A 21,550-nucleotide genomic window follows, 5' to 3' on the forward strand; every position below is an offset into this window, starting at 1 on the left:
CGCGCCCGACCAGATCATCGCGATGGGGTTGGCGATCTGCTTGCCGAAGATGTCGGGCGCCGAGCCGTGCACAGGCTCGAACAGCGACGGAAACTTGCGCTCGGGATTCAGGTTCGCCGAAGCCGCCAGACCGATCGTGCCCGTGCATGCGGGGCCGAGATCCGAAAGAATGTCGCCGAACAGGTTCGACGCGACGACCACGTCGAAGCGGTCCGGCTGCAGCACGAAACGCGCGCACAGAATATCGATGTGCTGCTTGTCCCACTTCACGCCGGGATACGCCTCGGCCATCGCGGCCACGCGCTCGTCCCAGTACGGCATGCTGATCGAAATGCCGTTGGACTTCGTGGCCGCCGTGAGTGTCTTGCGGCCGCGCTGGTTCGCGAGTTCGAACGCGTACTTGAGAATGCGGTCGACGCCGTGGCGCGTGAACACCGATTCCTGCAGCACGAACTCGCGCTCGGTGCCTTCGAACATCCTGCCGCCCACCGAGCTGTACTCGCCCTCGGTGTTCTCGCGCACCACGAGAAAGTCGATGTCGCCGGGCTTGCGGTTGGCGAGCGGACACGGCACGCCGGGCAGCAGACGCACCGGACGCAGGTTCACGTACTGGTCGAACTCGCGGCGGAATTTCAGGAGCGAGCCCCACAGCGAAATGTGATCGGGCACCTTGTCGGGCCAGCCGACCGCGCCGAAATAGATCGCGTCAAAACCCTTGAGCGTGGCGAACCAGTCGTCGGGCATCATCTTGCCGTGCTGCAGGTAGTAGTCGCAGCTTGCCCAGTCGAAATGGGTGATTTCGAGGTTCAGGCCGAACTTCGCGGCCGCCGCCTCGACGACGCACACACCCTCGGGCATCACTTCCTGGCCGATACCGTCGCCGGCAATGGCGGCGATTTTGAATGTCTTGCTCATGTCTCGTTCTCCGTTGCGCGGCGCGCCTGAATGGGTGCGCGCTCGATAGATGCAAGGATGCCTTAATGCGCGCTGGAAATTAGCCCCCGCAGCGTTGAGCCGTTGAACACGGGGTGTGAATAATTGGGCGGGAGGTGTGGGTTTTTATTAACATTAGGATAAGTATTCTTATCACAAGTCGTCGATTCTAATTGTAAACTTCAGCTCGTGAAAATCCGCCTGGATCGCCCCTCGCCCCGTTCCGCTGAAGGCGCAGGCTTTCCGACGCAGACGTAGAGCACATTGAATCTGCCAACGTTGCGACATTAAGTGTCAAGCGTGCATCAGCGCCGTATATCAATACCGACGAAGCTTTAATGGATAATATTTAGCAAGGAGTCCTAACCCTGCCGTTCAGCCATCAGCACCCGCACGACCATGAATGGCAGTTCTCACTGCGGTCGAATACGTACTCTCGGCCCGAAGGCGTCGGTCGCATCCTGCACATGTCAACGGCTGCTTGCAACGCACCAGAGACGTCCGCATTCCGACGCACGTGCAATAGTGGCTGAAGCTATCGACTGTCGGTGACCTGGCAGGCTGTTGAAAGACACATCCCCGATGCGCGGCACGCTTTTCCAAAGAGCCACCGCGTAGGTCTGGTTCATGTCGAATTGATGCCATCGCCTCGGGGAAGCCATCTGCTCAGCGCATCGTTTCGATCACAGTACTTTCCGTTTCTCTGGTTCAACGTTTACCGCCCCCGCTCCGATGACGACGGCGGGAGCTATTTTCAACAGCCTGCCAGACCAGAAAATAGGTAGATGCCCAGGAAAACTGGATGACATTGTCAACGATATCAGGCTGCAGACGGGCCCGATGACCGGATGGCAATACGCCGGTGGTGGACAGCCAGCGCTGCCTCGCCGCCGCTCGTGGCGTGAAAGAGTCCAAGCTGCTCGAACTCCTCTTCCTGCAGCGGCGTGATGGCAATATCCGTGTAGGCGTAACGCTCCGGTGCCTTCATGACTTCCCTGAGGGTCGCCTCTGTCCTGAGGTAGAAGCGCAGATATTTTGTCAACTTGACAGCGGTCTCACTCCAGTAGCGCGGATAGAAGCGAAGCGGCGATTCGACCGGTAGCCCCCAACGTCGGTCACGTCGGTGTTTCATTCGCAGGGCTCCCCCTTCGAGCGGATGCACACCCTCGTGTTCGATCATCAGTCTGAACCAGGCGATTGTGCGCATGATTGTCTTCGGTCGGCCGTTCGGGATCTGCGCTGCCCGCTTGACGATCGTACGGATGTGCTCGTACGAGTAAAACGCGCTCCAGGCGCACCGATACGCTTCTTCCCATTCAGCGTCCGACATTTTCGGGTGGTGCGTGACCCGGTGGTTGGTGTCGTATTTGTTGATGTCCGGGTCCATCCATTCAGCGTTCCTTACCATCGTCTGATGATCCTCGGAGCCCGGAAGCGGGGTGAGCATGAAGAATTCGAGAATGTCGATTGGCAATTCACGCTTGATGATCTCGATATCGCGCAGGATCGATTCTTTCGTGTCCGCCGGGAATCCGATGATATAGCCAGCGTAGGTAATCGCGCCGTGGGCGCGCCACTTCTGCAGCATGGCGCGGTATTCAGTGATCTTGTTCTGCCGCTTCTTGGCCGCGATCAGATTCTCGGGATTGATATTCTCAAGCCCGATGAACACCCGACGCACACCCGCGCGCGTTGCTTTCTCGATGAAGTTTGGAATCTTGTGACAGAGCGTGTCGACCTGGATCGTGAAGCCACAGTGAATGCCTTCCTTTTCCCGAAGTTCGATGACGCGGTCGAGAAGGATTTCCCAGTCGTGGTTGCGGGCGAAATTATCATCCGTGACGAAGAACCGGTCGATGCCCTGCGTTGCGTTCTCGCGGATGATCTTTTCGAGATCGTCGGGAGTGCGAAAGCGACTCTTGTGCCCCTGCACGTTGATGATGGTACAAAACGAGCACTGATACGGGCAACCACGGCCGAGGTCAACCGATGTATAGGTACCTGCCGTGCGTTCGATATGCTTGCGCGGCAAGAAGGGCTGGGGAGCACCTTCGAGCGAAGGTAACGTGTCCATGAAATTATACAAGGGCTTCATTGCACCATTCCACGCGTCGAGAAGGACCTCATCAAGACGCCGCTCCTCGGCCTCCCCAGCGAAGAGCGCCACACCCATTGCTTGCGCTTCCTTAAGATCAGCGGGCATCTCGGGCAGCATGGAGATGCAGCCAGAAACGTGGAAGCCACCGATCGCAACCGGCAAGCCTGCGGCACGGAACTGGCGGGCGAGGTCGAGTGCGCGTGGGTACTGGTTCGACTGGACACCGACCAAGCCAATCATCGATCTCCCGCCCATTGCCTTCAGGTCACGAATGATGCGCTCCGGCCACACCCGCTGGTTGGTTTCGTCGCATGTTTCGATCTCGAAATGGACGCCAGCGCCCAGCAGGTTTCGCTTTCGCGCGTCATCAGCGAGCGCATACATACAGGCGAGTGTATTGGAAGGCATGACCGAGCGGAGCCACTGGATCGGGTAGCCGTCGTCGTCGTAATGGGTCGGCTTGATGAGGACGAGAGAGAATCGGAGACCGTCAGAAATCGAGTGCATCGTGTCCATGGTCTGCCCTGTAGCCCTGTCTGGAAGTCACAAAACCGTGAAGGTCGTCCGTCTTCCGAAAACTGGAGTTGGATGGTGAACTGGCAGTACAACAACGCGCATCCTACCCGCCTGGCCCCCTGCTGTGTTTACAATTCCGCGGCCGCCAGGCGCAAATCGGCGAGGAGACGGCATGGGTTCCACCTGAATTGAGTGTAGTGGGCAATGACTGGTTTTCCGTAGCTTGCTCGACACGTTTTCGTTGTTCTGGCTTACCGAATCCCTTCAATGGGTCAGCGGCGTCAAGTTCAGGATCAGCAGACTCCTCTTCGTCAGGATTGGCAACGGCGAAAGGACGCAGCGTTTGCATGCGATCCTCGAGCAGCTTGAACACTCGGCGCCTCGTATCATCGGCTTTGGCGTCCGGACCCGCGAGATACCTATATTTTGCCTGGCGGACGGAATCGTCCGAACAAGCCCCCCCGCTAATCGGACCACGCGAACGGCCGTTGCACCTTATAAAATTGCCGTTGAGGGAACACCGGATCGACCGGTACCAACGGGTCGATCCATGCCCTTTGCATGAGACACGCATCCGGGACGCCGGGCGTGCTCGGTCGTGGGACGCAGTGCGGCCACCTCCTGTCGCTCACCAGGAGATTTTGACCGAGATTCAAACGTCGGCTCAAGTCACACAACGGGCTTTCACGCGACGATCGCATTCGTCCCGCTGTCAGCTGATCGGTGCCGCTACCCAGGCAGCGACGATGGCGAGAGTGCACTGCAGGCTATCGCGGCATTCGCCTTCACCTGGTGAACAACCTGTACAGGGCATGGTCGCCCCCATGCCGATCAGAAATCCTCGCCGCGCGAGGTCGGCGCCGATGCGGCGATTCGCATACTGGGCAGCGCCTTGTTACAGAAGCAGGAATACGTTTGGCTTGTTCTGTTGACACCACGGTACTTGCCGGAAGCCATGTCTGCCCCCATTTGAGTTGAATAGCATGCACAGAAGCCCTGCTTGCGGTCTTTGAACAACCCCGGACCGTAACGACATTCGTGTAGAAGTGTGGCAAATTTTCCACGCGCGTGCGTTCAAAGCGTCAATGAGGGATTGGATTCCCATGTCACGCTCGCCAGCCGACGTGGCCTGTCGGGCGGAGGATGGCTGGACTGTCACTGCTGCAATCGATCAAATTATCTAGTAAGGATAACTACTATTTGCGCAACACATGTAGTTTTCGCCAGTCAACTTGACAGAGCCATCGCGATCGCATCGGAAATCTACAAAGAGGTCCAACTATGCGTCTGGAGCCTCTGGGGCTTATCGGAATTGGCGGCCGAAGTGCATTCGAAAGGTTCGGTTTGGGGTGTGCGGAATCGAACGACCATAGTGGGGTCGACGATGCGCACAAGGCGGTTGAACCGGGGACCGAGGGTCCAGGCCGCGGTCGAACCGGTTGGAAATCGTTCCCTCGCCGGCACCTGATGCGATATCGGCCGGCGTCTCATGCATCGTCACGGTCAAGTCACGTCCCCATGTTTCCATCTATTTCGGTTTCTTACCGGTCGCCTCGGAAACGACGGCGCCCCGACTTTTCTGCCCGCATACCCGCTTCAGGAGATGAACATGCGAAGCATTCAACCTCTTTACGCAGCAAGCCGCATTTTCAGCAGCACCGCGCTGGTGTTCACCGCACTCTGCTTCGCGGCTGGTGCCGCCGACGCGCAGACCTCGGCAAAGCCGATAGTCACTCCGGGCTTCAGCCTGGCCGTGTTCGCGACGGGTTCCGGCGGCCTGATGAGCGCACCGGACTCACTTGCCGTGCTTGATGATCACGTTTGGGTCGGCTATGCAAACACCGGCGCACCGGATGGCACGAATGGCGCGATGAGCGTGATTGTCGAATACACGCTGGACGGCAGCGTCGTGAAGTCGTATCAAGTCGCGGGACACAACGATGGCCTGAAGGTCAACCCGTACACGCGCGAGATCTGGGCGATGCAGAACGAGGATGCGAATCCGAACCTCGTCATCATCAATCCCGCGACCGGCCAGGCATCCAAGCCGTATTCCTTCGCCAAAACGCTGCACGGCGGCGGCTATGACGACATCGTGTTCAAGGACGGGCAGGCCTACTTCAGTGCGTCCAATCCCACCCTTAACGCTAGCGGCAAGAATACGGGGCCCGCGATCGTCCGCGTCGTGCACCTTGATGCAAACAGCTACAGGATCGACGTTACGCCGGTGATGAGCGGCTCGCTCGACGCCAGCAACATTCCGTTTGGCACGGTGGCGACCCTCAACCTGACCGATCCGGATTCAATGACGCTAACGCCGTCGGGAGATGTACTGCTCGATGATCAGGGAGATGGCCAGCTTGTCCTGTTGCGCTCGTCGGGCGATGAGCCGCGCGTGCAATATCTGCCACTTCTCGGCAACGTGCAGGTTGATGACACGGTATTCGCCACTGCGCAACGGGGCTACCTGCTGGTATCCGATACGAAAGCCAACACGGTGTACAAGATTAGCGCCAATGTCTGGCAGCGTGACGCAGCGTTCTCCGCCTCAACGGGTGTGGCCGCTACGGGTAGCACGCCGGCAGTGCCGGCTTATGTTGGCCAACTTGATTTGCGCAGCGGTGCACTTCTGCCGCTGGTAACCAATTTGGCCAGTCCGCACGGCATGGTCTTTGTATCGACAGGCGCCCAGCAATAACGGCCGCGCATTGATTGCCGGATGACGTGATCGCAGCAAGCCGTTTCGCGGCGATTGCGTCATCCGGCAAGTGCTTCGCCAACGTCGCGACGGTCCCAGGCAGCCCGACCCGATACAGCCAACAACCGCCCGTCGACAAGTTTCATGGCGCAGATGCTAACGCAGCCTAGTTTCAAACCGCTATCAGATTTGATGACGTGCGGCTGCATCAGTGGGGAATCGGCTATGTCCGAGCGCGGCGCAGCGATAATGCCTCAACAAGGGAGTCGTGATGAAGTGCGGCGGCTGCGCGAGGCCGCCGCCGGCAAACGCAAAGACACCATTCAATCATCCGGAAACGGGTAGTTGAGGAGCCGGGATTCCAAATGAGCCCGGACGTGACGCACCCTCCAATCGGGAGCTACGCGTTCTGCATGAAAATAGCCGGTAGACGGACGACCGTCTCACGGGGCAACTCCCGTATGACGCCGACGATTGCGGCGAACTACGGGGGACGCTCAACTGAACGTCGGCGACCGAAGCACGGATGGTCTGCGCACGGTCGCTCTCCACCTCGACCGAAATCGTCTTGGGCAAGCTGCTTTCGAGTGACGGCAGCAGTGCCACGACCGCATCAACGGCGGCCGTCACATTGGCGCCCGGCGCCTTGTGGATAGCGACGACGATCGCGCGACCGACATCGCGAACGTACGCAGGTGAATCATCGCGCCAGGCGATGATCCAATCATCGAACGTAGATGCGTTGGAAAGCTGGTCGGTGGACTACACCGTCCGCGACCGGTGCGCCCCGTCCAGCCTACCCGTGGGAGAACTGACGGTCGCGATGATGACACAACCAATCCGTCGAGCGTGGTGAGCAGGCCGACCGTCAGCGCCAGACCGATCAGCGCACCGAAGCAATCGTCCCGGATGCCCGGAGAGGATGAGCCTTAGCCAGCGCGCCATTACCGCTGCTCCGCGGAACTCGCGTCCAGACCGGACGCGGCTCTGGTCAGCCGCGCTTCGGCGTTCGGCCCATGCACACGGCCATGGTCCATCTGCCAGGTCATGCGCATCCGTCGCGTGTGACACGACGAACGCGCTGCCGGACGGCTAAGCGTACGGCCTTGACAGAGTTCACACGGATGACGTTGCCTGTCTGGAGCAATTGATTGATTTCGCCGGCCTTGATGTCGTTGAGGGTCGGGGGCTGCGATCGCTGCGATACCGCGATCGCAACTGTGTAGTACTTGTCCGAAAACGTGACTGAGCCTGTTGCTTCGCGACGGCCCATCCCTCGGGTACCAGGATCGAAAACCCGAGTGGCGACGGGTAGCGCCGCACGAATTAACCGCTTCCTTAGGATCGAGTGCGTTGGCAAATTTAATCGTCCGAGCGCCCAGATAAGGTTCTGCTAAGTCTGAGCAATTAGCCTGCGTATTCGTCACCCGATTTCCCAGGAGTCGTCCGCATGTCCTACGCTGCCGATCGACCGGCCACACGCCGGCTCAACAAGGTTCCCGAGATTACCCTCGCGTTCTGGATCATCAAGATCATGTCGACCACAGTCGGCGAAACCGGCGCCGACTTTCTCGCAGTCGACGTGGGATGGGGCCAGGGCGCAACGCGCGGGCTGATGATGTCGCTGCTTGCGATCGCGCTCATCCTGCAGATGCGCACACGCAAGTACACGCCATGGATCTACTGGCTCACAGTCGTGCTTGTGAGCATCGTGGGGACACAAATCACCGATCTGCTTACCGACGGCCTCGGGGTCAGCCTGTATATCACCACGGGGGTCTTCGCCGTTATGCTCGCGGCGTTTTTCGCGATCTGGTATCGCGTCGAGGGCACCTTATCGATCGGCGCCATCGACACCCCACGTCGCGAGTTGTTCTACTGGGCCGCGATCCTCTGCACGTTCGCGCTCGGCACTGCCGCCGGTGATCTCGCGACCGAAGCGCTCGGTCTCGGCTTCTCGCTCGGCGCTGTGTGCTTCGGCGCCCTGCTTGCAGCCACCTGTCTCACATGGCGATCGGGCGTAAACGCGGTCCTGACGTTCTGGATCGCGTACGTGCTGACGCGTCCGTTCGGCGCATCACTCGGCGACCTGCTCACGCAGTCGCGCAGCTACGGCGGATTCGGCCTGGGCGCCGCGTCGACGAGTCTGCTGTTCCTCACCGTGATCGTTGTGCTCGTCGCCGTCGCACAGTTCGGCGCCAGTCGCCGCACGCGCGTCGGGGTCACCGAATGACCGTCACCTTTACTTCATCATCGAATCGAGGATCTTTCATGCGCCATCCGACTACGCTTTCGCGCTTGTTCGTTGCCGTTTCCGTTTGCGCTGCACTCGGCCTCGCAGCCGGCTGCTCGAAACAGGCTGGCAGCGCCACCGCACAAAGTGGCTCGCCCACGAGTGCATCGAAGCTCGGCGACCTGTCCCAGTTCCGCACGATTGCCGCCGACGTGTCCGGTTTCGTCGCGAAGGGCGACCTCGCAGGAGGCAAGACACGCATCAAGGATCTCGAGGTTGCCTGGGACGAGGCGGAAGCCGGCCTGAAACCGCGTGCGGCGAACGACTGGCATGGGCTCGACAAGGCGATCGACCGCGCCCTCGAAGCGCTACGCGCCGACCACCCGACGCAGGCTGACTGCACCGCCGCAATGAACAACCTCCTAGACACGTTCGACAAGCTCGCCGGCAAGGCCTCGTGACACGCAGGCGGGGTCACGCCCCCTGCTGGAGGGGCGCGTGCCCCTTGAGGTTCGTCTGACCGAACTGGGTGCGCGCCGCGTGAGCTTTCACACCGCTTAGGTATGACCAATGCCGTCGAAGAAGAGGTCCACCAGATGGGCAACGCGCGATTTCGACGAGCCGCCTTGCTCGATGGCAAGAGAGATCGCCGTGACCATACAGACGAGATCGTCGAAAGAGACGTCCTTGCGAACAGCCCCCGTCTTCTGGGCACGCTGGAGCAGTCGGTGTCCCTCTTCACGTCCCGCGTGACAGCCAGGCGTGTCTTCCTGGAGTACCGTTCCCAGCAACGCCGCGAGCCCGCGATAGTGACTCGCGTGGTTCACGAGTTCCTTGACGAAGGCGCGTATGGCAGCGCTCGGCTCGAGCTTTTCATCCCGTGCACGGCTCGCCTCGGCGAGTGACAGGAGGCGCTCATCGCTCGTCGCCGCGAGGAGCGCATCGCGCGTCGGGAAGCGACGATAGAGCGTGCCGATACCTACCTGGGCACGCTTGGCTATATCGTCGAGCGAAGCCTCAGCGCCACGTTCGAGAAACACTTCTTCCGCCGCTTCGAGGATGCGTTCCCGGTTGCGGGCTGCGTCCGCACGCAGCGGCGCTTCGTCGGTCGCGGAAAGCTTGCTCTTCATTTTGCCGTGATTTCTCTTGAAAAGTGGATGATGCCTCCATATACTAAGTGGAGCAATACTCCACTTAAGCAGAGGTAGATATGGCAAAGCGATTCGAAAACAAGATTGTGGCGATCACCGGCGGCACTGAAGGCATAGGCTTGGCAACTGCCCGGCTGTTCGCAAACGAAGGTGCGCGGGTCTATGTTACGGGTCGCAGGCAGGATCGACTTGACGAAGCAGTGAGGGAAATCGGCAACGGCGCCGTTGGCGTTCAGGGGGACGCCAGTAACCTCGCCGACATTGACCGGCTCTACGAGCGCATCCGGCGCGACTATGGCAAGCTCGATGTCGTTTTTGCAAACGCTGGCGTCTCTGAAAGCGAGCCGCGACCGCTGGGAATGATCGATGAGGACAGCTTCGACCATCTCTTCGGCCTGAACGTGCGTGGTGTGCTTTTCACCGTGCAGAAAGCCTTGCCACTGCTGTCGTCTGGCGGCGTTGTCGTCCTTAACGGCTCGGTTGCGGGCAGCAAAGGCTTTCCGGGCCAGTCGCTTTACAACGCGAGCAAAGCCGCGGTGCGCTCGTTCGCACGAAGCTGGACGAGCGACCTGAAGGAGCGAGGCATCCGCGTAAATGTGGTCTCGCCGAGCGGTACCGAGACACGCCCGATGCGTAGTTACCTCGACGCACGTCCGGGAGTCGAAGATGTGTTGAAGCAACTTGTGCCGATGGGGCGCCTGGGGCAGCCGGATGAGGTCGCGCGTGCCGTGCTTTTCCTGGCATCAAACGAAAGCAACTACATCGCGGGCGTCGAACTGTTCGTGGACGGTGGATCACTCGCGGTTTGAGCGCCAATGCACCGTTGCGTCGCTCTCGCCAGACATACACCGATTTCCGCAGCGGCTGAGCGACGGTATATACGTCCGTTTGTCTGCTTCCTGCGGACGCTCTAACCAGGATGACGATAGTCAACTCCTGGCCGGTTTCGCGCGGCTGGAGGAGCGCCCAAAAGCTGCCGCACGAACTCGCACCCAGTCCGTGCGGCATGCGCCGGTCCCGCCAGATTTCGGTCTGCTCGGAGATCTCCAGGTATCGTCAACTTCGAGCCCAAGGTACCGCACTGTACTTTACAGCTTGCTGTGGCCAGTACGGATGATCGCATTGGCAACGCGGATTCAACCGGTCGATGCAACGCAATGAACGCTGCGTGAGCAGCGGGAGTGTTGCAAATGAAACAGAGACGCCGGATCTACTACAGCGAGAGCCAGAAGAAGATAGTGGCGCGACGCCAACAGAAGGCCGACGATTGTTATTACCGATCCCGACCGTTCAAACAAATGCCAACTTGCTGAGGTCTGCGCAAGGCAGGCGCATATGATCGATGGGCAGGCGGCCAGTACAATCAATGCGAAGCTGCGGACAATGTAGCCCGATGGCGCCCGCGAGGCTCCATGGTGAATCGCGCACGTAGCGCGGTGGGCAATGCGATCGCATCACGGTCAGACTCCGGCACGGAGCGAGGTCGGCGATGCACGTCGTGAGTCACGAAAACCTGTTCGCGGCTCGGCACATCGAACCAATCCCGACGGGAAAATGAATCGCGCATGTCTTCGAGACCGCTTCGCCAGTGCTCCTGCATCGTGTCGACACGGAACTCGTAATCCTTGCAATGCCCCTCATAAGGCCTGCTTTTATAGATGAGGTGCACCACATTGATCGCGCTGCCATCGGCCGCTTCTTCAGCGAGACGAAAGAGCGGATCGGTCCTGCGCAGTTCGGCCGGCACGTGCGGGAGCAACTCCTTGATGAAACGCGCATGCTTCTGACGATCGGCGCAGTCCTGGCCATAAAGAAGAAGGACCCGCGGCTTTTTACCTTGGGTCTTTGTGTTTTTTCCGGCACTACGGACCGGATACGGGCCAATCAACGACGCCCTCGAAATGGGAGCCTGGCGCGGCCTGCCTATTTCATTGATTGCGCCAGCACGCGCTTGAGTTTCTCCAGATATTGCGTCCAACGACGCTGCGCTACCCGTGTTGGAGTGAGCAATACAGGTCCGGGAGGCAAAGCGCAATTTCCAGGGGTGGTTAGGGCGCCCCCGCATCCGACGGCGCATGCAAAGGGAAGAAGCGTGAGAACGGCGTAGCTCCTGGATTGGGCACGTCCCTTGAGTCACCAAGCTCGAATTCGGCTTCGTCGGAAGCTGCAACGCATTCTTGACTCCCTGCAGCCACAATCGCCGCGAATGTACAGCAGGCTAAAACGATTGTGGTATGGATCTGGAATCTCATGTCCTAGCCCCCATTCAGTTGCGTCGGATTCCTCATCAATTGTGAGAAGCCCGAAACGACGCGGCCACGACATGTGACGAGTCGACGTTGCCAGACCAGAGTGTGTCGAACTGCTCCTGCACGGAAGCGACCATCGCGGGTACCGGATGCAGGAGCCGAACCAGACGTGGACGCCAGCCGAACAAAGGATCCTGTGGCGCGGGCGAAGGCAATCGCACGACTACGGCCCAAAGCGCATTCTGTGCCGAGACCATCGCACAGAGCGTGGTGAGCAAATGGGTCAGCGCGGCATCGCCTTCGCCTGCGGAGAACTCGGCCAGCCGATCCCAGAGTGCAAAGACGCCATCATGGAGCGGTGGATTGGCGGAATCCGCGAATGGATGCATGTCGTCCCCGGGAAGAATGGGCGGATCCCCGATCTTCGGCGATCCTGGCATCGCCTGACAAGGGCCTTCGTGCGGAAGGCCTGTCGAGGGGGCGCGGCGTTTGTCAGCAGGCGCGCGGCATCCTTGCGCTCAGATGCCCTGTCGAGGGGAACGCAATGCTTAGAGCCGGGCACCGCCCGTCGCGTCGATCACCTGCCCCGTCGTCCAGCGTGCCTCATTCGATGCGAGGAAGGTGACGACGTCAGCCACATCGACAGGCTGGCCCACTCGTGAAAACACCGACATGGCCTCTGCGCCAGCACGTGCCTCCGGTACGTTGATCCACGCCGCATTCATGTCGGTCTCCGTCACACCCGGCATGACCGCATTCACCGTGATGCCGCGAGCGCCGAACTCAGGGGCCAGCGCCAGCGTCAGCGTTTCAATGGCACCTTTCGATGCGGCGTAGGCGGGATGCGTTGGAGCCGCGACACGCGTAAAGCCCGTCGAAACGTTGATAATTCGTCCATTGTCGCGGATGTGATCTGCAATAGCCTGAATCAGGAAGAATGGTGCCTTGAAGTTGATCGTCAGGACCTCGTCGAATACGGACTCACTCGTCTGAGACAGGGGGATGGCCGGTGCCACGCCAGCATTGTTGACGAGAATGTCCAGCCGCGGCTCGCCCGTGGCGGCGATCGCAGCTGCCTTGAACTGTTCCCAGAGACTGTCCGTTGCTTCCTTCCCGCGACTCAGGTCCGCTTCGATAGCGACGGCTTTCGATCCGAGAGCTTCGATTTCGCGGATGGTGGCGTTAGCCGCATCCTGATTGGCGCCGTAGTGCACGCCGACGAGCGCAGCCCCTTCTCTCGCAAAGGCCAGTGCTACAGCACGGCCGATGCCACGCGAGCCTCCAGTAATAAGGGCCACCTTGTTTGAAAGTTTTGCAGACATCGACCACTCCTTTCATGACTGAATTAGTAGTGATCGCTATAATATTAAGGTCAAAAGACCCTTGTCAACGAATTTTATAGGAATCGATATAAAAATGAGCGAACCCGCCCGGAAACGTGGCAGGCCGAGGTTGCTGGACCGCGACGTGGGACTCGATGTCGCCGCGCGGCTGTTCTGGGAGCGTGGATACGAGGGCACCTCGATCGCCGATCTGACCGAGGCCATGGGCATCCCGCCGCCGTCCCTCTACGCAACGTACGGCTCGAAGGAGGACCTTTACAGACAGGCGCTCGACCATGTCAGCGAGCGTGAAAACAAGGCAGCGCTGGAAGCGCTAGGCGGAAAGCTGCCGGCGCGCGATGCGATAGCGTTCTATCTGCACGACGCTGCGGAACGCTTTAGCGACCCGGGAAGGCCGCGCGGCTGCATGGTTTCGACTGCCGTTCTCCAACATGCCGAAAAGAGCGAGTCTGTCGCCCAGCTGGTCTCCGCGCGACGGGAGCTTGGGCTGCAGACCCTCAAGGCACGCTTCGACCGTGCCGTCGCCGAGGGCGAGCTTGCCCCGGATACCGACACCGAAGCGCTCGCACGCTTTTATGGCGCAGTGGTGCAAGGCATGTCGGCGCAAGCCTGTGATGGGGCATGCAGGGATACGCTGAAGCGGCTGGCTGATATTGCGATGTCTGCATGGCCTTCGCGTGCAGTTCATCGCCAGAACGCGGTTTCGTGAGAGAACCCGCTTTCACCAAACACGATCCAGCGCACTTATCGGTGTGCCATTCGTGATTTCCTTTGCCGTCTTCCCACGCTCGACCCGGACGATTGCCGGTAGCCACACACTATTCTTCGCGGCCGTCACTTCCGCGAGAATCGATACCGCGATTTCGGGCGGCGTACGGCTACCGATATAGATACCGGCCGGACCGCGTAGCCGTGCAAGTTGTGCGTCGCTCAGATCGAATTCTCTAAGCCGCTCTCGCCGCACAGCGTTATTGCGTCGCGAGCCAAGCGCGCCGACATAAAACGCGGGTGTCTTCAGCGCTTCCATCAGTGCGAGATCATCGAGTTTAGGATCGTGCGTGAGTGTAATGATTGCAGTGCGTTCGTCGGGTCTCATAGCCAGGACGGTATCGTCGGGCATTGTGCGCACGAGCGTCGTGCCGGGCACATCCCATGTGTGCACGTACTCTTCGCGTGGGTCGCACACCACCACCTGATAGTCGAGCCCTGTCGCAACCTGGCATAAGTAGCGCGATAGCTGTCCCGCGCCAATAACGAGCATACGGTAACGGGGCCCGTGAATCGTCGTCAGACGTGTCTCGTTGAAGTACACACCTTCAGTCGTCCTCGCTGGCCCAAGTGTGACTGCACCCGTTGTCATGTCTAGCGTGCGCGCTACCAGTTCGCCGCGACTGAGCGCTTCGTGCAGGGCCGGAATACCGCTTTGCCGGATAATCGGCTCAAGCACGAGTTGCATCGTGCCGCCGCAAGGCAACCCGAACCGACGCGCCTCCTCGGTGCTAATGCCATATTCGACCACTTCCGGCGTCCTTTGCGCGACGCCGTATCGACGCACACGGTCGATGAGATCATCTTCGATGCAGCCGCCCGAAATGGAGCCCACCACGTAACCGTCGTCGCGCAGGACAAGCATCGCCCCCTCCGGGCGAGGCGCCGAGCCCCAAGTCTTCACCACCGTCACGAGCAGCATTCGGTGGCCTGCATCAAGCCAGCGCATCGTAGCTTCCAGCACCTCGAAATCGACACTGTTCATGCTCACATTCTCCTTCGGTACGCAGTCAAGTTGCGTCATGCACATGCACCTACTGACTGCCGAACGGCGTCTTGACCGTCAGCCTGTTGGTCACGGACCTCACGCCAGGAACGCCTTGCGCGATCTCCGTCATCTCACCGATTTGTGAGGCATCAACCACCGTCCCGTCGAGCGCCACCGCGCCGCGCTTCACCACCACGCTGATGGTGCCCGCGTTGATCTCCTTGTGCTGCGCGATCGCCGCGTAGACCTTGCGGCGCAGCGCAAAATTGTCCTTCCGGCTACTCGTCTGCGTCATGCTGCCGGAGGCTTCGGTCGCTGTGCCTTTCGACACGGTGTGCACTTCGCTCTCGCTGGCCTGCGCCCAGACGTGAATGGAGGTTGATCCAACCAGTAACCCGACAGCGATTACCAGTGCTCTGCTTGTCTTCATTGAATGCTCCGCTCAGCCACGGTGGGATCAGAAGGTGTGCCGAATGCCTATCATCGCGGCGGTGCTAGAGGTGCCCTCAGGAACCGGCGCGGCATAGGCGATTGTCTGGCTCATCTTGCCCCGGTTATTGACATGGCCAACCTGTACGTAGGCGATGGTGGCCCTGGACAAGCCGTATTCAGCACCCACCGCGTATAAATCCGATTGACTGGATGCCACGTTGCGATCCTTCAGGTAATAGAAGCCCGAGGTGACCTTGAGAGCAGAAGTGAACCTGTAGCCGAGCCCCCCGGAAATCATCTCGATGTCGGCCTGACCGCTGTTCGCCGGATCCTTGCCGATGCTGTATGACGTCGATACTGACAAGTCGTGGAACGTGTACATCGCGCCGAAATAGTAAAATCGATTGTTATCGCGTCCCGTGGACGGTGCCGTGATGATCGCGCCCGTGGCTGTCGTCGTGAAGGGATTGCTGTCGTGGCCGTTGTAGTAAACAGCCGAGAGGTTCAGGCCGTAGTTCGAATACCTGAGCACTGCGGACTCGCGCGTGCCACCCTGGAATTGACCGGCGACGCCGCCCGGCGCATATTCGAGTCCCAGCGATATGCCGTGAAACTTCGGCGACTGGTAAACAATCGCGTTGGAGTCGTACAGCGCACCGATCGCTCCGTTTGTACTGGTGCCCTGCCAGCCTGCGGCCTGATTCATGCCAAGCCATGCGGTGAGGATACTGCCGAAGAATTGCGCACCCCGTACGTCGGTGTCGGCCATCGCAAATATCATTGGCACAAACTGACGGCCCGCGTCGAGCGAGCCGAAAGGACCAGAGATGCCTAACGTCGCTTGCTGGTTGAAGATTGCGCTGGAGCCCGGTGTGTCGGACAGCCCGAACTTCCCGCTGGTACTGGTGAATGCTCCCTGGAGCCTGAAGTTGACCTTGTAACCACCGCCAATGTCTTCAACGCCCTTGAGCCCCCAGAAACTGGTGAAAATCCCTGCGTCCTTGAGTTCGTACGCGTGCCCGAGATTCACCTTCGACTGGAAATTCGGCGCATTCGCGCTTTGATACAGCAATCCCGTGTCGACGGCGCCATACAGCGTCACCGACGATTGCGCGTGTGCCGCGACCGTCCACGCAGAGAGCGTCGAGGCAACGATCACTTTCGATTTCATGTTGTCTCCAATGTCATATTTTTTGGCGGATGCGTGCCACGCTTCGAACTTCCGCGTGGTCTTTTCAGCCAGTTTCTGGCCCAAAAAATACAGCGGCCAATCCCATTCCGAAAACGGTTGCGAGAGTGATTCCCACCACACGGAATCCCAGACTTTCCGACGCAAACGACACGACCAACGGTCCAAGCGCGGTAAAGAGACGTGCCATATTCCAGGCGAAGCCTTGTCCTGTGGCGCGAACATGGAGCGGAAAAAGCTCAGTCAGGTACAGAGCGACGATCCCAAATCCGCCCATTGCGAAAAACCCGAATCCAAGCATCGCGAAATAAAACGTCCCCAGTGTTTTCGACCCTCCAAAAAGGGCAACGACTGCAATCCAGGCGCCAGCGCAAAACACCGCGTAGACGATCCGTCTGGAAACACGCGGTATCAGACTGACGAGGAGCAGAATCGAGGCGTATCCAAGTACCGCGCCGGCGTTGGTCGCCATGAAAGCGATGCCCGTCTGTCTCGTGAATTCCGCGTTGCCGGCGGATGGGAAGAACTCTCTCAGCAATGTGGGGAAGAGGATGGATGCGCCCCAGCCACCAATCATCATTGCCGAGGCAATGAGCGTTCCAACTATGGTTCGACGGCGCAACTGGCTGCCAAATATCTCCGATATCGAGCCCATTTTCGGACCCGCATGACGCATTGCGGCCGCACGTGACTGCTCCCAACGCGCCGATTCCGGGGTGATGAACCGTAGGCCAAGGCTCGCGACTGCCGGTGCCGCCCCCACGCCAAGCACCCAACGCCATCCAGCGCCTGAAAGCAGGATCGCAAGCGCGGAGGCCGCAACCAGCCCTGCCACATTGGCAACCTGCATCACCTGAATGGCCTTCGCCCTGTGTTTTTCCGGCCAGGTCTCCACGACTAGCGCGGCGCCGGCGGCCCACTCTCCTCCGATGCCAAAGCCCGCCAGCATCTGAAACACAAGGAGCTGATGCCAGTCCCGCGCGAAGGCACCGGCGGCCGTGAATACCGAGTAGATCAACATCGTGCCGAGCATCACTCGGGCTCGCCCAAACCGGTCTGCCACGATACCGAACAGAATCCCGCCGATGCCCCAGCAAAGCAGCTTCGCGCCGACAATGAACCCTCCGATCCGCATGACGCTGCCCTGTGAGGCCCCGAGCAGGTCGTGAAGGGCCGGAACCATGATCATGGTGAACAGGTAGAGATCCATCGCGTCGAACATCCACCCCACAAACGCGGACGCAAGCACAATCCAGGCGGCCTTGCCCACGACAGAAACACTGACGTTGCTCCCGTGGTCCGTCGACTCAAAAAGAGTCGATTTCGTTTCCATCTTCCCGTCTCCTGATTTGTACTACTTACGATTTGACAAACACTTTCCATCAATTCGATGGCATCGCGTGTCGGGCATGACAAGGCTCAGTAGAAGCTGCTGCCGTTTGCCGACCTGACCAAACTGAACAGAAACCTCAACGAAGAGAGCTATGACGAACGCGGTCTGGCAAACCACTGCCTGCACTTCGAAACCATCGTTTTCCACAACAAACCAAGCACGGAAATCTCGTTCGTTGAGCCCGCAGCGTTGTCACGGCGCGTTGCCGCGACGGGTTCTCTTTCTCCAGTGGATGTTGAAGCGAACGCGTCTGTGCCGACCAAGGGCACCCCTGTTTCAGCCTGCCGGTCCGCAAGTTTCTCCAGCAAATTAGCCGCGAATTGACGGACCATCTGTTCCGAAACGGCGTTGATGATTCCAACTCCGCGGCCATACTGCGCCACCTGCCCCGCCATCTGCACGCTGGTGCGAACGTCAACCTGAGTGCCGGCGGCTTCACTGAGGCGCGCTAGAGAGAACGTGGTCACCGTATTGGCCGATCCCCGGTTTTTGGTCTCCTGCCATGTAGCTTCGACGCTCGCCGTATACGCGTCTGCCACCGGGGCGCTCAATTTGACGGTACCGGCGAATTCCATCGCGATTGGACCCAGCTTGACGCGAATCAACCCCTTGTACGAATCTTTGCCGAGTGTGTCCGTGAGCGTCGCACCGGGAAAGCAGGACACCACCAGCGGGACGTCGAGTAGTGCGTTCCAGGCGTTCTCGATAGTCGAGTCGACTGCAAAGCGATTTACGATTTCCATACTTCCCCACCTTCATCCGTGTATTTCTCGAACAGGTCTAATAAAACTTCCGCGTACGCTTCGGGCGTATCAACACATGCGAGGTGCGCGGCAGCGCCCAGCGTTCGCTCCTTCGCGCCCGGGATTCCTTGTGCCAACTTCGCCGATACGGCTCTGGGTATGCTCATGTCGAGTTCGGCGTTCAGCACGAGCGTCGGCACCTCGATGTTGCGCAAAAGACCGGACACGTCATCCGTGGAAATGGCGCGCAATATTTCCAGGTAATCCGTTGAAGCCATCGCCGCAATCTGCTGGGCAAGTCGCTCCCGCTTCGGATACGCGGTGTTCCTGTGGAGGGTCTGCTCCACGTACATGCGCGCAAAGAGATGCATAGGCAGTTTTTTCAACATCCCTTCGGCTGCGGCGAGCCGCTTTTCCATCGCGGGTCCTGAAACGCCTGCGTAAGCGCTCGACAAGACCATGACAGCAACGCGTCGACCCAACTTCGAGGCAACGCGTACCGCAGTCAGTCCCCCCATCGAGATGCCCACCAGGCCAAAACAATCGAGACCAATGGCCTCCGCCACTGCGACGACGTCGTTGGCAACAGCGTCTGCATTCCACGCGCTTCGCTTCGTCGAGTCGCCATGACCTCGTGCATCTATTGCTACCACTCTATATTTCGCGGTGAGTGCGAGCAGAATATCGTCCCACAGCGCGCTCGATGTGCCGAGACTATGGAGCAAAACGACCGCAGGCCCGCTACCGATGTCGATATAGGCAATGCGCTCGCCGTCGACGCTCAGAAACCGCTTGTCGTGGGACGGCACGAACGGCGCTGTCACGTCGAGGCGAGCCGCAATCGATTCCGCCAGAACGTCGGCGGCAAGCGTGGCAAGCTTGGGCGAATGCGGACCGGCCGATTCGCGCAGGAAGGTCTTGACTCCACGTAATGCCTGCGGAGCCCGGCTGTTCATGAAAGCAATGAACTCGTCCTGCGCCTTGTCCAGTTCCCAGGGAGCGACTATGTCGCCGATAAGCCCATACTCCAGAGCGGTCGTCGCGTCGATGGGCCGGCCCGTCAAAACCAGACGCGAAATCGCCTTCACATGGATACGCGCGATGAGCACGGACATCAGCAGTGCAGGCGCAAACTGCTTCTCCAGTTCGTTGGCTTCGAACTGGCTACGCACGTCGGCGACTGCATAGTCGCACGCTGCAACGATTGCGCAACCCATACCCGAAGCGAGCCCTTTGACGAAACAGGCAACCGGTACCGCACTCGAACGGATTGCCTCATAGAGCGCGAGAATGGGCGCCGCCCCGCGCTCCTTGATTGCTGGGCGTGGATCTTCCATTGGGGAAAGTGCCGGCGGTGGCGATGCGGCCCGGCCTGTGCAGAAGTTCTCGCCCTCTCCGGACAACACGATTGCCACGGTGCTCTCGGGAGGATCGCTGATCACCTCTGTGAGCGCTCGCAACATTGCATCATCCAGTTCGTTCCTGCCGTCAGCGCTGTTCAGGGCGATATGCAGAACATGACCCTTCATCTTCAGCAGAAGCTTTTCATGCATTCCGATCTCCACGTTCATCGCGATTTCACGCCGGGTGATGGCATGCCCGGTACAAACTGCCGAACGACCCCCTGGTTCTGAAGTGTCCTCAGTTCTTCGATATCCAGGCCGATGTACTCTCCAAGCACGTCGTTCGTATGCTCCCCTAGATGGGGTGGGTAACTCGCACCGACAGGCCCTGATGTATCAAGCTTGATTGGATTGCCGGGCACGCGCACATGAGATCCCGCTCGACTGCGAAGCTCGATGAGCATGTCTCTGTGCGCGACCTGAGAGGCGTTCAGTGCTTTATCCACTGTCTTGACCAGAGCGGCCGGAATCGAGGCCGAATTCAGCGAATCGAGCCAACTCTGCGCTGGTTCGGACCGGAAGCGCGCCTCCAGTGTTTCCCATAGCGCCACCTTGTTTGCCAGGCGTTCGGCCGGATCCTTGAATCTCGGGTCGTGCACAAGGTGAGGCAAACCGACTGCCTTGCACAGGTCGGCCCACATACGTTCGGTGTTGGCGGTCACGACCAGTGAAACGCCGTCGCCACATTCGAACGCGCGGTAAGTCGGTATCGAATCGTGGCCTCGTCCCTGTGGTTCCGGCACTTCGCCCGACAGCAGGTAATAGGCGCCCTGATAACAAAGCATCGCGATTTGCGCATCGAGCATCGATACATCAACGAACCGTCCTTCGCCGGTAGTTTGGCGCTCGACCAGCGCAGCCAGTATGCCCATTACGCCATACATGCCGGCCGCAAGGTCGCCGATCGGAATGCCAGCGCGAACGGGCGCCCGCCCGGGCTCTCCGGTCAGACTCATGCCCCCCGACATCGCCTGCACGATCATGTCGTAAGCGGGAAGATCCCTGTCCGGGCCGGTCTGTCCGAAGCCGCTGATACTGCAATAGACGAGTCGCGGATTGCGCGCGCGAAGCTCCGCTTGACCGAGCCCGAGCCGCTCCATCACACCGGGGCGATTGTTCTCAACGAGGACATCTGAATGCGCCGCCAGCTCCCGAACGAGTTCCGCTCCCCTCTCCGTCTTGAGGTCAATGACAACACTCTTCTTGTTGCGATTGACCGCGAGATAGTAGGCGCTGTCCCCCTCTACGAAATGGGGAGGCACGCCGCGTGAAAGTTCGCCCGCCGGCGGCTCGATCTTGATGATCTCAGCACCGAGGTCACCGAGGATTTGCGTTCCGAAAGGTCCCGACAGGAACTGCGTGAGGTCCAGAACCCTCACTCCGCTCAGCGGACCAGTTTTTCCAGAGTCCATT

Annotated in this window: 19 protein-coding genes; 5 read left to right on the plus strand and 14 right to left on the minus strand. The window is 59.7% G+C overall.

Annotation, left to right across the window (positions count from 1 at the left end; all coding sequences use genetic code 11):
* Both M3I56_RS14145 and M3I56_RS14150 read right to left on the minus strand, forming a co-directional pair.
* Window positions 1–915: tartrate dehydrogenase (locus M3I56_RS14145; protein ID WP_254354479.1), on the minus strand; the 915-nt coding region annotated here is incomplete at its 3' end.
* 838 nt (window positions 916–1,753) lie between these two features.
* Window positions 1,754–3,547 (minus strand): radical SAM protein, encoded by a 1,794-nt coding sequence (locus tag M3I56_RS14150; protein ID WP_254354480.1) that lies wholly within the window; start codon window positions 3,545–3,547, stop codon window positions 1,754–1,756.
* Between the two features lie 1,609 nt (window positions 3,548–5,156).
* Between M3I56_RS14150 and M3I56_RS14155 the strand changes: the two genes are divergently transcribed.
* Window positions 5,157–6,245, plus strand: coding sequence for a hypothetical protein (locus M3I56_RS14155; RefSeq protein WP_254354481.1), 1,089 nt, complete (start codon window positions 5,157–5,159; stop codon window positions 6,243–6,245).
* A 327-nt stretch (window positions 6,246–6,572) separates the two neighbouring features.
* Here the strand turns inward: M3I56_RS14155 and M3I56_RS41635 are convergent, their stop codons facing one another.
* Entirely contained in the window at window positions 6,573–6,965 is a 393-nt protein-coding gene (locus tag M3I56_RS41635) for an efflux RND transporter permease subunit (protein ID WP_375541726.1), read from the minus strand.
* Between the two features lie 730 nt (window positions 6,966–7,695).
* Between M3I56_RS41635 and M3I56_RS14160 the strand changes: the two genes are divergently transcribed.
* Window positions 7,696–8,478 (plus strand): hypothetical protein, encoded by a 783-nt coding sequence (locus tag M3I56_RS14160; RefSeq protein WP_254354482.1) that lies wholly within the window; start codon window positions 7,696–7,698, stop codon window positions 8,476–8,478.
* Between the two features lie 38 nt (window positions 8,479–8,516).
* Window positions 8,517–8,939: a hypothetical protein gene (locus M3I56_RS14165; protein WP_254354483.1), complete on the plus strand. Its 423-nt coding sequence runs from the start codon at window positions 8,517–8,519 to the stop codon at window positions 8,937–8,939.
* A gap of 96 nt (window positions 8,940–9,035) precedes the next feature.
* On the opposite strand, the gene M3I56_RS14170 is transcribed toward M3I56_RS14165, so the two are convergent.
* Entirely contained in the window at window positions 9,036–9,608 is a 573-nt protein-coding gene (locus M3I56_RS14170) for a TetR/AcrR family transcriptional regulator (protein WP_254354484.1), read from the minus strand.
* 80 nt (window positions 9,609–9,688) lie between these two features.
* Between M3I56_RS14170 and M3I56_RS14175 the strand changes: the two genes are divergently transcribed.
* Window positions 9,689–10,438, plus strand: a complete 750-nt coding sequence (locus M3I56_RS14175) for an SDR family oxidoreductase (RefSeq protein WP_254354485.1) — start codon at window positions 9,689–9,691, stop codon at window positions 10,436–10,438.
* A 554-nt stretch (window positions 10,439–10,992) separates the two neighbouring features.
* Here the strand turns inward: M3I56_RS14175 and M3I56_RS14180 are convergent.
* The 3 genes from M3I56_RS14180 to M3I56_RS14190 form a co-directional block, all read right to left on the minus strand.
* The gene (locus M3I56_RS14180; RefSeq protein ID WP_375541725.1) at window positions 10,993–11,517 is read right to left on the minus strand and encodes a DUF3734 domain-containing protein; all 525 of its coding nucleotides are present in this window, start codon (window positions 11,515–11,517) and stop codon (window positions 10,993–10,995) included.
* A 399-nt stretch (window positions 11,518–11,916) separates the two neighbouring features.
* Window positions 11,917–12,267, minus strand: a complete 351-nt coding sequence (locus M3I56_RS14185) for a hypothetical protein (protein WP_254354486.1) — start codon at window positions 12,265–12,267, stop codon at window positions 11,917–11,919.
* 159 nt (window positions 12,268–12,426) lie between these two features.
* Complete coding sequence (locus M3I56_RS14190) at window positions 12,427–13,200, minus strand: SDR family oxidoreductase (protein WP_254354487.1); 774 nt, start codon at window positions 13,198–13,200, stop codon at window positions 12,427–12,429.
* 94 nt (window positions 13,201–13,294) lie between these two features.
* Here M3I56_RS14190 and M3I56_RS14195 point away from each other — a divergent pair, with 94 nt between their 5' ends.
* Window positions 13,295–13,930 carry a TetR/AcrR family transcriptional regulator gene (locus M3I56_RS14195; protein WP_254354488.1) on the plus strand — a complete coding sequence of 212 codons (636 nt, stop codon included), beginning with the start codon at window positions 13,295–13,297 and terminating at the stop codon, window positions 13,928–13,930.
* Window positions 13,931–13,942: 12 nt separating this feature from the next.
* Here the strand turns inward: M3I56_RS14195 and M3I56_RS14200 are convergent, their stop codons facing one another.
* The 7 genes from M3I56_RS14200 to M3I56_RS14230 all read right to left on the minus strand — a co-directional run bounded on the left by M3I56_RS14200 (window position 13,943) and on the right by M3I56_RS14230 (window position 21,549).
* The gene (locus M3I56_RS14200) at window positions 13,943–14,974 is read right to left on the minus strand and encodes an XdhC family protein (RefSeq protein ID WP_254354489.1); all 1,032 of its coding nucleotides are present in this window, start codon (window positions 14,972–14,974) and stop codon (window positions 13,943–13,945) included.
* 49 nt (window positions 14,975–15,023) lie between these two features.
* On the minus strand, window positions 15,024–15,407 hold the full coding sequence (locus M3I56_RS14205) for a BON domain-containing protein (RefSeq protein ID WP_254354490.1): 384 nt from the start codon (window positions 15,405–15,407) through the stop codon (window positions 15,024–15,026).
* A gap of 27 nt (window positions 15,408–15,434) precedes the next feature.
* A complete protein-coding gene (locus M3I56_RS14210; protein WP_254354491.1) occupies window positions 15,435–16,580 on the minus strand; it encodes a porin in 1,146 nt (381 codons plus the stop codon).
* A 64-nt stretch (window positions 16,581–16,644) separates the two neighbouring features.
* Window positions 16,645–17,931 (minus strand): MFS transporter, encoded by a 1,287-nt coding sequence (locus tag M3I56_RS14215; protein ID WP_254354492.1) that lies wholly within the window; start codon window positions 17,929–17,931, stop codon window positions 16,645–16,647.
* A gap of 149 nt (window positions 17,932–18,080) precedes the next feature.
* Complete coding sequence (locus M3I56_RS14220) at window positions 18,081–18,734, minus strand: SRPBCC family protein (RefSeq protein ID WP_254354493.1); 654 nt, start codon at window positions 18,732–18,734, stop codon at window positions 18,081–18,083.
* Entirely contained in the window at window positions 18,722–20,287 is a 1,566-nt protein-coding gene (locus tag M3I56_RS14225) for an alpha/beta fold hydrolase (protein ID WP_254354494.1), read from the minus strand. The genes M3I56_RS14220 and M3I56_RS14225 overlap by 13 nt, the downstream gene beginning before the upstream one ends.
* A 14-nt stretch (window positions 20,288–20,301) precedes the next feature.
* Window positions 20,302–21,549, minus strand: coding sequence for a CaiB/BaiF CoA-transferase family protein (locus tag M3I56_RS14230; RefSeq protein ID WP_254354495.1), 1,248 nt, complete (start codon window positions 21,547–21,549; stop codon window positions 20,302–20,304).
* Window position 21,550: the final 1 nt, after the last annotated feature.

The sequence above is a fragment of the Paraburkholderia sp. CNPSo 3281 genome (genome assembly GCF_024206515.1).
Lineage (GTDB): Bacteria > Pseudomonadota > Gammaproteobacteria > Burkholderiales > Burkholderiaceae > Paraburkholderia > Paraburkholderia nodosa.

Coding starts and splice junctions, on each gene's coding strand:
- M3I56_RS14210 (WP_254354491.1), bottom strand. CDS start 16,580: ATGAAATCGAAAGTGATCGTTGCCTCGACGCTCTCTGCGTGGACGGTC.
- M3I56_RS14225 (WP_254354494.1), bottom strand. CDS start 20,287: ATGCATGAAAAGCTTCTGCTGAAGATGAAGGGTCATGTTCTGCATATC.
- M3I56_RS14175 (WP_254354485.1), top strand. CDS start 9,689: ATGGCAAAGCGATTCGAAAACAAGATTGTGGCGATCACCGGCGGCACT.
- M3I56_RS14220 (WP_254354493.1), bottom strand. CDS start 18,734: ATGGAAATCGTAAATCGCTTTGCAGTCGACTCGACTATCGAGAACGCC.
- M3I56_RS14190 (WP_254354487.1), bottom strand. CDS start 13,200: ATGTCTGCAAAACTTTCAAACAAGGTGGCCCTTATTACTGGAGGCTCG.
- M3I56_RS14185 (WP_254354486.1), bottom strand. CDS start 12,267: ATGCATCCATTCGCGGATTCCGCCAATCCACCGCTCCATGATGGCGTC.
- M3I56_RS14170 (WP_254354484.1), bottom strand. CDS start 9,608: ATGAAGAGCAAGCTTTCCGCGACCGACGAAGCGCCGCTGCGTGCGGAC.
- M3I56_RS14215 (WP_254354492.1), bottom strand. CDS start 17,931: ATGGAAACGAAATCGACTCTTTTTGAGTCGACGGACCACGGGAGCAAC.
- M3I56_RS14155 (WP_254354481.1), top strand. CDS start 5,157: ATGCGAAGCATTCAACCTCTTTACGCAGCAAGCCGCATTTTCAGCAGC.
- M3I56_RS14150 (WP_254354480.1), bottom strand. CDS start 3,547: ATGGACACGATGCACTCGATTTCTGACGGTCTCCGATTCTCTCTCGTC.
- M3I56_RS14205 (WP_254354490.1), bottom strand. CDS start 15,407: ATGAAGACAAGCAGAGCACTGGTAATCGCTGTCGGGTTACTGGTTGGA.
- M3I56_RS14200 (WP_254354489.1), bottom strand. CDS start 14,974: ATGAACAGTGTCGATTTCGAGGTGCTGGAAGCTACGATGCGCTGGCTT.
- M3I56_RS14195 (WP_254354488.1), top strand. CDS start 13,295: ATGAGCGAACCCGCCCGGAAACGTGGCAGGCCGAGGTTGCTGGACCGC.
- M3I56_RS14230 (WP_254354495.1), bottom strand. CDS start 21,549: ATGGACTCTGGAAAAACTGGTCCGCTGAGCGGAGTGAGGGTTCTGGAC.
- M3I56_RS14160 (WP_254354482.1), top strand. CDS start 7,696: ATGTCCTACGCTGCCGATCGACCGGCCACACGCCGGCTCAACAAGGTT.
- M3I56_RS14165 (WP_254354483.1), top strand. CDS start 8,517: ATGCGCCATCCGACTACGCTTTCGCGCTTGTTCGTTGCCGTTTCCGTT.